The sequence below is a fragment of the Mesorhizobium sp. M0029 genome (assembly GCF_040323735.1).
Classification (GTDB): domain Bacteria; phylum Pseudomonadota; class Alphaproteobacteria; order Rhizobiales; family Rhizobiaceae; genus Mesorhizobium.
Genome location: NZ_JAMYVF010000019.1, coordinates 32,852 through 45,855, shown reverse-complemented (window position 1 = coordinate 45,855; position 13,004 = coordinate 32,852). Strand labels below are relative to the sequence as shown.

The window sequence follows — 13,004 nt, the reverse complement described above, 5'->3', positions numbered from 1 at the left end:
CGAACATGGCTTATGATGTCGTTATCATCGGGTCGGGACCGGGCGGCTATGTCTGCGCCATCAAGGCGGCACAGCTCGGGCTCAAGGTCGCGGTGGTCGAGAAGAACGCCACTTTCGGTGGCACCTGCCTGAACATCGGCTGCATCCCATCCAAGGCGCTGCTTTATGCCTCGGAGATGTTCGCCGAGGCCGGCCATTCCTTCGATGCGCTGGGCGTCGAGATACCGGCGCCGAAACTCAATCTGAAGAAGATGATGGCGCACAAGGACGCGACCGTTTCGGCCAACGTCAATGGCGTCGCCTTCCTGTTCAAGAAAAACAAGATCGATAGTTTCCGTGGCACCGGGAAGGTGGTTGCGGCCGGCAAGGTGTCGGTGACGGCCGAGGACGGCAAGGTCGAGGAGATCGAGACGAAAAATATCGTTATTGCCACGGGCTCCGATGTCGCCGGCATTCCCGGCGTCAAGGTCGACATAGACGAGAAGGTGATCGTGTCGTCGACCGGCGCGCTGTCGCTGGAGAAGGTGCCGGGACATCTGGTGGTTGTCGGCGGTGGGGTCATCGGTCTGGAGCTCGGCTCGGTATGGGCACGGCTCGGCGCCAAGGTCACCGTGGTCGAATTCCTCGACGCCATCCTGGGCGGCATGGACGGCGAGGTCTCCAAGCAGTTCCAGCGCCTGCTTTCCAAGCAGGGTTTCGAGTTCAAGCTCGGCGCCAAGGTGACAGGGGTGACCAAGGCCAAAAAGGGCGCCGCCGTTACCTTCGAGCCGGTCAAGGGTGGTGCGGCCGAGACCATCGAGGCCGACGCGGTGCTGATCTCGACCGGACGCCGGGCCTATTCCGACAGCCTCGGGTTGAAAGAAGCCGGCGTCGAGGTCGACGAGCGCGGCCGGGTCAAGACCGACGGGCATCTCAGGACCAACGTGGCCGGCATCTACGCCATTGGCGACGTCATCGCCGGGCCGATGCTGGCGCACAAGGCCGAGGATGAAGGCGTGGCGGTGGCCGAGACCATTGCCGGCCAGGCCGGCCACGTGAATTACGACGTCATTCCGAGCGTCGTCTACACCAGCCCGGAAATCGCTTCGGTCGGCAAGACAGAGGAAGAGCTGAGGAAGGCCGGCATCGACTACAAGATGGGCAAATTCCCGTTCACCGCCAACGGCCGCGCGCGCGCCATGCTGCACACAGACGGCTTCGTGAAGATCCTCGCCGACAAAGCCAGCGACCGCGTGCTCGGCGTCCACATTGTCGGCTTCGGCGCCGGCGAGATGATCCATGAGGCGGCGGTGCTGATGGAGTTCGGCGGCTCTTCCGAAGACCTCGCCCGCACCTGCCACGCGCATCCGACAATGTCGGAAGCGGTGAAGGAAGCAGCGCTGGCGACGTTCTTCAAGCCGATCCATATTTAAGGAAACGCTGGAGGGACAGCACCCCCCCCCCTCTGGCCTGCCGGCAATCTCCCCCTCAAGCAAGGGGGGAGATTGGACTTCACCGCCGCGTCGCGAGCTTTCAAGTTTCTCACGTTTCTAACCTGGCACTGTTCGTGAACTGCCGATCTCCCCTCTCGAGGGGGAGATGTCCGGCAGGACAGAGGGGGCGGTGAAGAATCGCGACGCTCGCCGATAGGTGCCCCAAACAAAACGGCCCGCCTTTCAGCAGGCCGTTCTTGGCTGGAACAAGATGCCAGATCAGTTGGCCAGATTACGGGCTCGGCGCCGGAGCAGGCGCGGGTGCCGGAGCTGGCGCAGGAGCCGGTGCGGGCGCAGGGGCTGGTGCGGGAGCCGGTTCGGCGGGCTTCATCGGCTCAGCCGGTGCAGGTGCGGGCGCCGGTGTGCTGGCTGCCGGCGGCTCTGCGGGCGCAGGATGTTCGCCGCTTCTGCCGAAAACATAGTACGCGACAATCGCAAGGATGACGACGACCAGCGCAATCAGCCAGCCGCTGCCACCACCCGACCTGGGCGCTGGATCGTTAGGGTTCGCCATAAAAGTGTCCTCCGTGGATGAAAAGCATCAATCAACACCCCTCAACGCGCAACCGTTGAACGGGTTCATACTAGGCCTTCAAATTGACGAACGCAGGAAAATTCTGATTCGCAACCGCTTGTTGGCCTGTATTTCCCCCGCAAAATCAATCACGAACGAGGTAGAACGAGCTTAGCTGGCCTTTTCCGCCAAAAATAGGGCCAACCGCCTCCGCTTTGCGAATCAGTTGCGCACCGCACAGAGCCGGGCTTACGTGATTCGGTATTCAAGACGGGCGCTGCTCAGTCGACGGCGGTGACGGTATAGCCGGCCTTGCGAAAATCCTCGACCAGGCCTTCGGGGCCGGGAAGATGCATGGCACCGACGGCCATGAAGGCATTGCCCTTGGCCAGGATCGGTGTGGCATGGTCGGCCATGACCTTGTTGCGGCCGGTGATCATCGTCCGGTCGAATTCGGCGTAACCTGCGTCGTCTTCGTCGGGCGAGATCGAACGCAACAGCGGCCAGAAGGTGCCGGTGTCGCCGCGCTGGTAAAGCACGATCATGGTTTCGTTGATGTCGTTTATCTTGTCGCCGAGCTTCAGGGTCTCGACCAGCCCCTTGATGTGGAACGCAAGCGGCAGCGAGGCCATGGCGCGCAGCTGGCTGGCTGCGGTCTCCAACCCTTCCACCGGCTTGCCATTAGCCTTGGCGTCCTGCGCCAGCTTGACGTCGAGAACCGGTGCGCCGCCTGCCTGACGGGCGACCTCACAGACCGGCAGCGCGACCATGGCCGACAGCAGCCACGGCTTCATCTTGGAGACGCTCGCCGGCGGAATGCCGCGCGCATCGAGCCCTTTGTTCACCACCGCCGCATCCTCCGGCGACAACAGCGACGACAACGTCGTGTTGTCGGTGAACATCATCAGCTCGGGTTCCTTGAGCATGGCCTCCATCATCTTCTGCTTGTCGAGCACGTCGGTGGTCTCGATGATGATGGTGCCGGCAGCGTCATAGGCTTTCCTGGCTGCCGGCGGCAGAGTGGTCACGCGCGGGTCGGTCATGTGCATGGTGCCGAACAGGAAGGACGGCTTTTCGCCTGATTTCTCCAACTTCCACAACAGGCCCTTGCCGTTCAGCGTTGCTGCTGCTTCCGTCTCGATCCTGGCATAGGCGGCGGGGTCTTCCTTCTGCAGGGCCGATAGCAGATCGGCGCCGGCGCAGGCCGGGGCTTCGGCGTGCGACCTGCCCATGGCAAGCAGCAGTGCGACGAGAAAAGACAGGCAAAACACGGCGTTGAGCGCGACGAGCAGCTTCAGCGACACAAGGGCCGCGCGATCGGCAATGGCAAGGGCGCGTTTCATGGTGCGGTTCTAGGACTGAAAAGCGGCGAAACGGTTAACCGGCGTGGGGAAATTGTCCTGGACTTATACAGTGGTCACGCGCGGGGATGCGCGGATTCGTAAATCTCGAGCAGCCTTGCCGTTTCGACGCCGGTATAGACCTGCGTCGTCGACAGGCTGGCGTGGCCGAGCAGTTCCTGGATGGTGCGCAGGTCGCCGCCGCGCCCGAGCAGATGGGTGGCGAAGGAATGGCGCAACGCGTGCGGCGTCGCGGTGTCGGGCAGGTTCAGCGCCGAGCGCAGCCTGGCCATGTCGCGCTGGACGATGGCCGGGTTGAGCGGCCCGCCGCGGGCGCCGCGAAACAGCAGGCCCTTGGGGTCGAGATGATAGGGGCAAAGTTTTCGGTATTCGGCGATTGCCCTGAGCGCCACCGGCAGCACTGGCACCAGCCGTGTCTTGCCACCCTTGCCGGTGACGCGCAGCACGGTGTCGGCTTCCGATGCCAGGTCGGCGGCGCTGAGGCCCAGCGCTTCGGAAATGCGCAGGCCCGATCCATAAAGCAGCGTCAGCACGGCGGCGTTGCGGGCAGCGATCCAAGGCTCTTCAGCCAGCCGGCAGTCCACCGACACGACATGTTTGGCATCGCTGGCGGTCAGCGGCTTGGGCAGCGATTTCGGCTGGCGCGGCGCGCGCAACGCCGCGGCACCGGCGGCATTGGCGAGACCCCGCCGCTCGAGAAACCGCAGCAGCGAGCGGATGCCGGCGAGGCCGCGTCCGAGCGTGCGGGCGCCGGCGCCGGCGTTGCGCCGCGCGGCAAGAAAGCCGCGCAGATCGGCCGGGCGCAGAGTGGCGATGTCGGAAAGACCAGGCGAGCCGCCGCAATGCCCTGTGAGGAAATGCAGGAACTGGCGCGTGTCGCGCTCATAGGCTTCGACGGTCGCCGGCGACAGCCGGCGCTCGCGCGCCAGCATCTTCAGCCAGCTTTCGCGCGCTGCCTGGAGGTCGGGTTTTGCCGGGATGAGAAATTCCTGCATGCCGCCATTGTCAGGCAGCCGGGTTAGGAAGCGGTGAAGAACCTGTCATTGAAATGACGCCGGTAGGGCGTTAGAGCAGGGCAAAGGATATCAGCCATGTCGAAGCCCCAGAACCCCGTGCAAATGGCCGTGATCGGCGCCGCCCACGGCATCAAGGGCGAATTGCGGGTGAAGACTTTCACTGGCGAGCCGATGGCGCTGGCCGATTATGGGCCGCTCTATGCCAAGGACGGCCGCGCCTTCCAGATCATCGACATCAGGCCCGCCAACACCGTCGTGGTGGTGCGCTTCAAGGGCATTGCCGACCGCAACGCCGCCGAGGCGCTGGCCGGAACCGAGCTGTTCGTCGACCGCTCGATGCTGCCCGACGATGGCGAGGAGGACGAATTCTACCACGCCGATCTCGTCGGACTTGAAGTCCGCGACGATAAGGGCGCGGTCATCGGCAAGGTGGTGGCGGTGCATAATTTCGGCGGCGGCGACATTCTCGACGTTACCCTCGGCGGGCGCAAAGGCGTGCTGATCCCGTTCACCCAGGCCGCCGTGCCTCAGGTTTCGATCGCCGAAGGTTTTCTCCGCGTCGACCCGGCAGCCGCCGGCCTTGTCGAGGATGAGGATGGCGACGCGCCGCGCGAAGAAGATTTCGACGCGAAGGGCCGACCGCGCGGGCCGCGCGAAGCCGGAGGCAACCGGTGACGTTCAAGGCGTCGGTGCTGACGCTCTATCCCGAGATGTTTCCGGGCGGGCTAGGCCTGTCGCTGGCCGGACGGGCGCTCGAAGTCGGGACATGGTCGCTGGAAGCTATCCAGATCCGCGACTTCGCCAGCGATCGCCATCACACCGTCGACGACACGCCGGCCGGCGGTGGCGCCGGCATGGTGATGCGCGCCGATGTGCTGGCCAAGGCGATCGACCACACGTCGCCGGCGGGCGATCCGCGGCCGCGTTTGCTGATGAGCCCGCGTGGAAAGCCGCTGACGCAGGCGCACGTGCGCGAACTGGCTGGCGGGCCAGGCGCCCTCATCGTTTGCGGCCGGTTCGAGGGCGTCGACCAGCGGCTGATCGAGGCGCGTGGACTGGAAGAGGTCTCCATCGGCGATTTCATCCTGTCGGGCGGCGAGCCGGCGGCGCTCGTACTGCTCGACGCCGTTGTGCGGCTGTTGCCCGGCGTCATGGGCAATGCGGTGTCGGGCGAGGAAGAAAGTTTCGAGAACGGCCTGCTCGAACACCCGCATTACACGCGGCCACAGGAGTTCGAAGGCCGCCCCATCCCCGACGTGCTGGTCTCCGGTAATCACAAGAAGATCGCCGCGTGGCGGCGCGCCGAGTCCGAGAAGCTGACCAGGGAGCGCCGGCCGGATTTGCTCGCCGCTCAGCCCTTGGCAAAGTAGTAGACGGCGAGAAACAGGCCGACGGCGATGACGAAGCCGCGTACTGCGTTTTGCGGCACGCGCTTGGCGATCCAGACGCCGGCATAGCCGCCGAGCGCGCCGCCGGGGATCATGACGATTGCCTGCGGCCAGGCAACAACGCCGCCGGAAACGAAGACCAGTATGGCAACGGCGGCGATGACCACGGCCAGCATGTTCTTCAGCGCGTTCAGCCGGTGATAGTCGCCGGATTGCGTCAGGCCGAGCGTCGCCAGCATCATGACGCCCATGCCGGCGCCGAAGAAGCCGCCATAGATGGCGGTGGCGAACTGCGCCAGCGAACCGGTCAGAGAGCCGACCGTGGCTTCATGCCCAGGCTTCGGCGTTGGTTTGAGCCACGGCCCGGCGGCGAACAAGGCGGTTGCGGCCAGCAGCAGCCACGGCACGAGGGCGCGGAACGACGGATTTGAGAGCGCCAGCAGGATGAGCGCACCAGCCAGCGCGCCCAAAGCCGAGATCAGGCAAAGCAGCAGCGCGCCGCGCCAGAAATGCTTGATGTCGGTCCAGTAAGCCAGCGTCGAGGTGATGTAACCGGGAAACTGCGTCACCGAGGAGGTGGCGTTGGCGACGATCGGCGGCAGGCCGGCCAGCGTCATGGCGCCGAAGGTTATGAAGGTGCCGCCGCCGGCAACGGCGTTGACGGCGCCTGACAGAAAACCCGCGAGGAAGAGCAGGACTGCGTCGAAAACAGACATTGTGAGGCCGCCGGACAAGTGTGCTGCTCCCGGATTAGGAAGCTTGAAGGGCCGGCGCAACCCTGCACTGGACGATTGCGTGGTGGCATGCGACCAAAAAAGACAGGGCCAAGGCGTGACAAGTCAGTGAAATAGCTGTATGTGCCCGCCCGTACTGGCGAGAAAAATCTCCCGGACCCGTCAACAATGACGGTGTAGTCGCCCCTGCCCAATGTTTCGAAGACAAGATGTCTCGGGGACAAAGGGCATAGCCGAGCGGTCAATGGAACTGCAAGGCGAGTGTCGGACGCTCTGACTGTCGGAAGAACAAGAAGTGGACTATTGAGATGGATATCATCCGTCAGCTCGAGGCCGAACAGGCCGCCAAGATCGAAGCCAAGCGCAAGCTTCCCGAGTTTCAGCCCGGCGACACCGTGCGCGTCCAGGTCCGCGTGACCGAAGGCACCCGCACCCGCGTCCAGGCCTATGAGGGCGTCGTCATCGCCCGCGCCGGCGCCGGCTTCCAGGAAAATTTCACCGTCCGCAAGATCTCCTACGGCGAAGGCGTCGAGCGCGTTTTCCCGGTCTACTCGCCGATGGTCGAAGGCGTCGAGATCGTGCGCCGCGGCAAGGTGCGCCGCGCCAAGCTCTATTATTTGCGCGACCGTCGCGGCAAGTCGGCCCGTATTTCGGAAAACACCGGCGTGCGCGCCCGCAAGCTCAACGATGAGGAACGCGACGCGCTGAACGCCGAGAAGGCCCGCATCGAAGCCGAGAAGGTTGCCGCTGCCCAGGCGCTGGCCGCCGAGACGGCCGCCAAGGAAGCTGCCGAGAAGAAGGCCGTCGACGAAGCCGCCAAGGCCGCCGACGAGGCTGCAAAGGCGGCGGAAGCGACCCCGGCCGAATAAACCTGGTCCAAGGATTTTGAAAAGGCGGCTTCGGCCGCCTTTTTTCGTTTCACCAGACTGTGAACGATTGCCGGCCGAGAGTTTGGCCATGGCTGTTGACCCGAATTATCTTGTACACTAAATGATAGTTTACAAATAAAATGGAGAACTGACATGGCACTCTACACCACACAGGCTCGCGTCACCGGCGGCCGCGCCGGCCACGGCGAGACCAGCGACGGCCTGCTGAAGGTCGACCTCGCTTTGCCGAAGGAGCTCGGCGGACAGGGTGGCGCCACCAATCCCGAGCAGCTGTTCGCGGTCGGCTATGCCGCCTGCTTCGAAAGCGCCATCCGCTTCGTCGCGCGCAAGCAGAAGCTGCCGCTGGACGATGCGGCGGTGAGCGCCACCGTCAGCCTGCTTCCCAATGGTGAAGGCTTCAAACTTGGTGTCGCACTGGCCGCCGAGACCAAAGGCCTTGATCAGGCGGCGGCGGAAGCGCTTGTATCGGCCGCGCATCAGATTTGCCCCTATTCCAATGCGATCAAAGGCAATGTCGAGGTGGCGCTTTCGACCGTGGCGCTTCCGGCAAAGGCAGCATGACGACGAAGACCGAAACCAGGGCCAGCGAAGTCCCGGCGGACACCGCCGGGAGGATCGCCGTTCCGCGCCTCGACCAGCAGCTCTGTTTCGCGCTCTATTCGGCGAGCGGGCTGATGACCAAGCTCTATCGGCCGCTGCTTGACCCGCTCGGCCTGACCTATCCGCAATATTTGGCGATGCTGGCGCTGTGGCAGCATGCGCCGAGCACGGTCGGCGAACTCGGCGAGGCGCTGGGGCTGGATTCGGCGACATTGACGCCTCTGCTCAAGCGGATGGAAGCGGCTGGTCTCGTCACCCGCCGTCGCGATCCGGCCGACGAGCGCCGCGTGCTGGTCGAACCGACTGCCAAGGGCCAGGCGCTGCGCGCCCACATCAAGGACGTATCCGCAGGCCTTGCCTGCGCCATGCCGCTGGAAGTCGAGGAGCTGAAGTCGCTGCACCAGACCTTGACCGGATTTGTCGCCAAGCTGCGTGAGGCTACGTCACCATCCTGATCCGTCATCTGACGGGTTCCCGTGTCCAGGAGGGGCCTGGTTTGCCGGCGGCGCAATCACGGAATAAATTCCGACCACGGGGCGTTCTAAAACCGCGTTGGTTGAAGGCATTGGAATCCGCTTTCACCGGACGCTGAGCACCGGACCAGCTTGCAAGCCGTCTGCGGACGGCTAAAGTCGCGCCTGGATTTTCATGCGAGCCCGGCTGCAAGCGGGCTTCTCATCCTGGAGCGTGTCATGACCAAATCGAAGCTGCTGCTGGCCGCCCTCGCGGCCTGTTTCCTCGCGCCCGTCGCTGCATGGGCGGCCGATGCGCTGCCCGATCTCGGCGGCAAGAAGGTCGTGGTGGTGACGGAAAACGCCTATCCGCCGCTGCAGTTCATCGACGCCAAGACCGGCAAGCAGATCGGCTGGGAGTATGACGCGATGGACGAAATCGCCAAGCGGCTGAACTTCAAGGTGGAGTACCAGAACACCTCCTGGGACGCGATGATCCAGGCGGTTTCCGACAACCAGTACAACATTGGCATGACCGGCATCACCATCAAGGACGACCGAAAGGAGAAGGTCGATTTCTCCGACCCCTATATGCGTTCGGAGCAGTTCATGCTGGTGCGCGCCGATGAAAGCCGCTTCACCGACGCCAAGACCTTCGCCGCCTTCAAGGACGGGTTGATCGGCGCGCAGGCCGGAACGACGCCGTTCTACACCGCCGTCTACAGCGTGCTCGACGGCAATGAGCAGAACCCGCGCATCAAGCAGTTCGAGACCTTCGGCGCTTCGGTGCAGGCACTGAAATCCGGCGACGTCGATGTCGTCCTGACCGACGGCACCGCCGGCAAAGGCTATGTCGATGCCTCCGGCGGCAAGCTCAAGCTGATCGGCGGCCCGCTCGGCACCGAGGATTTTGGCTTCATCTTCCCGAAGGGCTCGGACCTGGTGAAGCCGGTCAACGCGGCGATCGCGGCGCTGAAGGCCGACGGCACGATCGAGGCGCTGAACAAGAAGTGGTTTCTCGACTACAAGATGGGGCAGTAGGCCGTCTTGGTGCGACGGCCGCTGAAGCTGCCGATCTCCCCCCTTGCGGGGGAGATGCCCGGCAGGGCAGAGGGGGGTGTGAAGGATCGCCTCCCTTTTGTTTTAAGCTTTTCCAAAGAGGCCAAAGGTTGTGACTGTAACCGTTTGGCAGGTTGGAGGGACAGCACCCCCCTCTGTCCTGCCGGACATCTCCCCCGCAAGGGGGGAGATCGGCAGATCTTGCGAGCGCAGCTGTTCACCAGCGTTGGGCATTGATGCTCGCCTCAACCCCAAAATCCGATTTTCCCTGGTGGCTTGCCGCTGCGATCGCGCTCGCCATCGTGGCTGCGCTCTGCATTGCCGCCAGCGATCTATACGCCCAGGTTTTTGCCACCGTCGCCAAAGGCATCGGCATCACCATTCTTGTCACCGTGGTCGCCTTCGCGCTGGCTTCCGCCGTCGGTCTCGGCATTGCGCTGATGGCGTTGTCGGGGTCGCGTTGGCTCAGGCAGATCGCTCGTTTCTATGTCGAGATCATCCGCGGCGTGCCGATCCTGGTGCTGTTGTTCTGGATCGCCTTCGCCGGCGCGCCGGCCTTCGTGGCTGCGTGGAATGCGCTGACCGCGCCGCTGCAAAACGCCGGCTATCTCGGCGAGCTTTTGGTGCGCGACGTGTCGCTGTTGTGGCGTGCAATCATGGCGCTGACCATCGGTTATTCCGCCTTCATCTCCGAGGTCTTCCGCGCCGGCATCCAGTCGGTCGAGAAAGGCCAGATCGAGGCTGCCAAGGCGCTCGGGCTGACGCGCACGCAGCGCTTCCGGCTGATCGTGTTCCCACAGGCGATCCGCACCATCCTGCCGCCGCTCGGCAATGACTTCGTCGCCATGGTCAAGGATTCCTCGCTGGTCTCGGTGCTCGGCGTCGCCGACATCACGCAGATGGGCAAGATCTACGCCGCCGGCTCGTTCCGCTTCTTCGAGACCTATTCGATCGTCGCCTATATCTATCTCATCCTCACCGTCAGCCTGTCGCTGGCGCTGCGGGGGCTGGAGCAACGACTGCGGCGGGCGCAGCAGGAATAGAAGTCCGACGCGGGCACGGCTACGATCGCGGAGGACAGGATTCCGGAGGATGCAGGCGATGACGATCGACAAGGCCAATGCGGCGCTGGGTACCGTCTATTCGGCCGACACGCCGGAAGGGCTGGCCAAGGCCTATGCAGACTGGGCCGCGACCTATGACGGCGAGACCGCTTCGCTCGGCTATCTGCTGCCGTTCCTGATCACCGCCTGGGTGGCGCGCCATGTGAAGGTGGGTGAAGGCCCGCTGCTCGACGCCGGCTGCGGCACCGGCCTGTCAGGCCCGTCATTGAAGGCGCTGGGTTATCACGACATTGCCGGCCTCGACCTCTCCGACGACATGCTGAAGATCGCCGGCAGCCGCAATGCCTATGGCGATCTGAAGCAGGCCATGCTCGGCGGGCCGCTACCCTGGCCGGACGGGCATTTCCGCGCCTTCTTCTCGACTGGCGTGTTCACCATCAGCCATGCGCCGGCGTCCGGCCTGCACGAGCTTGTCCGCATCACCAGGAAAGGCGGCCACGCCATCTTCACCGTGCGCGACCAGGTTTTCGAAAGCGGCGGCTTCCAGGACGTGTTCGATGAGTTGGAACGGGCCGGGAAATGGCGGCCGGTCGAGCAAAGCCCATGGTTCCGCTGCTATGCGATCGCCGAGCCGGACGCGCTGGTGAAGACTTTCGTATTCGAGGTGGTTTGAGCGCCGCCCTCTTCGCCTTCTCCCACTAGGGAGAAGGGAAAACACGCCGCAATTGCCGAAAACCCAAAACATTGGTATGAGCCACGCCATGGAAGAGCTTTTTGGCGATCCGGCCTATAAGAGTTTCGTGCTGCAGGACAGAAAACGCCTGCCGTCGCGTTTCTCTTCGCGCATTTCCGGCGCGCTCACCAGCCGACGTAGCTAAGCCGCTTTCGCCGGGCCGAAGGCTTCGGCGCGTCTGCCCTTCCCTTTTTTGCAAATCGACGGATTTACGCACATGAGCGCACCGCGCACCCTTTATGACAAGATATTCGACGACCACGTCGTCGACCGCCAGGACGATGGCACCTGCCTGCTCTACATCGATCGCCATCTCATTCATGAAGTGACCAGCCCGCAGGCTTTCGAAGGCCTGCGCATGACCGGCAGAAAAGTCCGGCATCCGGAAAAGACGCTGGCCGTGGTCGATCACAATGTCTCGACCTCGCCGGAGCGCAAGTTCGGCATCAAGAACGAGGAAAGCCGCATTCAGGTCGAGGCCTTGGCCAAGAACGCTAGGGATTTCGGCGTCGAATATTACTCCGAAAACGATATCCGCCAGGGCATCGTCCATATCATCGGGCCGGAGCAGGGCTTCACGCTGCCTGGCATGACCATCGTCTGCGGCGACAGCCACACCTCGACGCATGGCGCCTTCGGCGCATTGGCACATGGCATCGGCACCTCCGAGGTCGAGCATGTGCTGGCGACCCAGACGCTGATCCAGCGCAAGGCCAAGAACATGCTGGTGCGCGTCGACGGCGTGCTGCCTGAAGGCGTCACCGCCAAGGACATCATCCTGGCCATCATCGGCGAGATCGGCACCGCCGGCGGCACCGGCTATGTCATCGAATATGCCGGCGAGGCGATCCGCGCGCTGTCAATGGAAGGCCGCATGACGATCTGCAACATGTCGATCGAGGGCGGCGCGCGCGCCGGCCTGATCGCGGCCGACGAAACCACCTTCGCCTATGTCAAGGACAAGCCGCGCGCGCCGAAGGGCGCGTCGTGGGACGCCGCGCTCGAATACTGGAAGACGCTGCAGTCCGACGAGGGCGCGCATTTCGACAAGGTGATCGTGCTCGACGCGGCCAAGCTGCCGCCGATCGTCTCCTGGGGTTCCTCGCCCGAGGACGTCGTTTCGGTGCAGGGCGTCGTTCCCAATCCGGAAGAGATCACGGACGAGAACAAGCGGACGTCAAAGATCCGCGCGCTCGACTATATGGGCCTGACGCCGGGCACGAAGATCACCGACATCACGCTCGACCGCGTCTTCATCGGCTCCTGCACAAATGGCCGCATCGAGGATCTGCGTGCGGTGGCCAAGGTGGTCGAAGGCAAGACGGTGAGTGCGCATGTCGATGCGATGATCGTGCCGGGCTCCGGTCTGGTCAAGGAACAGGCGGAAGCCGAAGGTCTCGACAAGATCTTCATCGCCGCCGGTTTCGACTGGCGCGAGCCGGGCTGCTCGATGTGCCTGGCCATGAACGACGACCGGCTGAAGCCGCATGAGCGCTGCGCCTCGACCTCGAACCGCAATTTCGAGGGCCGGCAAGGCTTCAAGGGCCGCACCCATCTGGTGTCGCCGGCGATGGCGGCAGCGGCGGCGATCGCCGGCCATTTCGTCGACATCCGCGACTGGAAATAGCGCAGACTGTTTCAAGCCTGATCTGAGCTTATGCAAACCCCGAACGGCAAAACCGTTCGGGGTTTTGTTTAATGCGCGCCGCTCTAAGACCCTT

General features: G+C 63.8%; 13 protein-coding genes. 10 read left to right on the top strand and 3 right to left on the bottom strand.

All coding sequences use genetic code 11. The features are described from left to right. Window positions 1-5 precede the first annotated feature (5 nt). Complete coding sequence (lpdA, locus tag NKJ76_RS25780; RefSeq protein WP_352512796.1) at window positions 6-1,412, top strand: dihydrolipoyl dehydrogenase; 1,407 nt, start codon at window positions 6-8, stop codon at window positions 1,410-1,412. A gap of 855 nt (window positions 1,413-2,267) precedes the next feature. Here lpdA and NKJ76_RS25775 read toward each other — a convergent pair. Next, window positions 2,268-3,329 (bottom strand): TraB/GumN family protein, encoded by a 1,062-nt coding sequence (locus tag NKJ76_RS25775; RefSeq protein WP_352538675.1) that lies wholly within the window; start codon window positions 3,327-3,329, stop codon window positions 2,268-2,270. A gap of 74 nt (window positions 3,330-3,403) precedes the next feature. Next, window positions 3,404-4,342, bottom strand: a complete 939-nt coding sequence (locus NKJ76_RS25770; RefSeq protein WP_352538674.1) for a tyrosine recombinase XerC — start codon at window positions 4,340-4,342, stop codon at window positions 3,404-3,406. A 96-nt stretch (window positions 4,343-4,438) separates the two neighbouring features. On the opposite strand from NKJ76_RS25770, the gene rimM reads away from it, so the two are divergent. Both rimM and trmD read left to right on the top strand, forming a co-directional pair. Beyond that, on the top strand, window positions 4,439-5,038 hold the full coding sequence (rimM, locus tag NKJ76_RS25765) for a ribosome maturation factor RimM (RefSeq protein ID WP_023715860.1): 600 nt from the start codon (window positions 4,439-4,441) through the stop codon (window positions 5,036-5,038). Next, on the top strand, window positions 5,035-5,733 hold the full coding sequence (trmD, locus tag NKJ76_RS25760; RefSeq protein WP_352538673.1) for a tRNA (guanosine(37)-N1)-methyltransferase TrmD: 699 nt from the start codon (window positions 5,035-5,037) through the stop codon (window positions 5,731-5,733). The genes rimM and trmD overlap by 4 nt, the downstream gene beginning before the upstream one ends. Here trmD and NKJ76_RS25755 read toward each other — a convergent pair. Continuing rightward, window positions 5,715-6,467 carry a sulfite exporter TauE/SafE family protein gene (locus tag NKJ76_RS25755; RefSeq protein ID WP_023745412.1) on the bottom strand — a complete coding sequence of 251 codons (753 nt, stop codon included), beginning with the start codon at window positions 6,465-6,467 and terminating at the stop codon, window positions 5,715-5,717. The two genes, trmD and NKJ76_RS25755, sit on opposite strands and share 19 nt — an antisense overlap. Window positions 6,468-6,793: 326 nt before the next feature. Here NKJ76_RS25755 and rplS point away from each other — a divergent pair, with 326 nt between their 5' ends. The 7 genes from rplS (at window position 6,794) to leuC (ending at window position 12,910) form a co-directional block, all read left to right on the top strand. Continuing rightward, on the top strand, window positions 6,794-7,354 hold the full coding sequence (gene rplS, locus NKJ76_RS25750; RefSeq protein ID WP_023687704.1) for a 50S ribosomal protein L19: 561 nt from the start codon (window positions 6,794-6,796) through the stop codon (window positions 7,352-7,354). Window positions 7,355-7,507: 153 nt separating this feature from the next. After that, entirely contained in the window at window positions 7,508-7,936 is a 429-nt protein-coding gene (locus NKJ76_RS25745) for an organic hydroperoxide resistance protein (RefSeq protein ID WP_023670524.1), read from the top strand. Beyond that, window positions 7,933-8,430, top strand: coding sequence for a MarR family winged helix-turn-helix transcriptional regulator (locus tag NKJ76_RS25740; RefSeq protein ID WP_352538672.1), 498 nt, complete (start codon window positions 7,933-7,935; stop codon window positions 8,428-8,430). The genes NKJ76_RS25745 and NKJ76_RS25740 overlap by 4 nt, the downstream gene beginning before the upstream one ends. A 237-nt stretch (window positions 8,431-8,667) precedes the next feature. Next, window positions 8,668-9,468, top strand: coding sequence for a transporter substrate-binding domain-containing protein (locus tag NKJ76_RS25735; RefSeq protein WP_023687705.1), 801 nt, complete (start codon window positions 8,668-8,670; stop codon window positions 9,466-9,468). 254 nt (window positions 9,469-9,722) lie between these two features. Continuing rightward, on the top strand, window positions 9,723-10,529 hold the full coding sequence (locus NKJ76_RS25730; protein ID WP_352538671.1) for an amino acid ABC transporter permease: 807 nt from the start codon (window positions 9,723-9,725) through the stop codon (window positions 10,527-10,529). Window positions 10,530-10,587: 58 nt separating this feature from the next. After that, window positions 10,588-11,223, top strand: a complete 636-nt coding sequence (locus NKJ76_RS25725) for a class I SAM-dependent DNA methyltransferase (RefSeq protein ID WP_352538670.1) — start codon at window positions 10,588-10,590, stop codon at window positions 11,221-11,223. Window positions 11,224-11,500: 277 nt separating this feature from the next. Beyond that, complete coding sequence (leuC, locus tag NKJ76_RS25720; protein WP_352538669.1) at window positions 11,501-12,910, top strand: 3-isopropylmalate dehydratase large subunit; 1,410 nt, start codon at window positions 11,501-11,503, stop codon at window positions 12,908-12,910. Window positions 12,911-13,004: the final 94 nt, after the last annotated feature.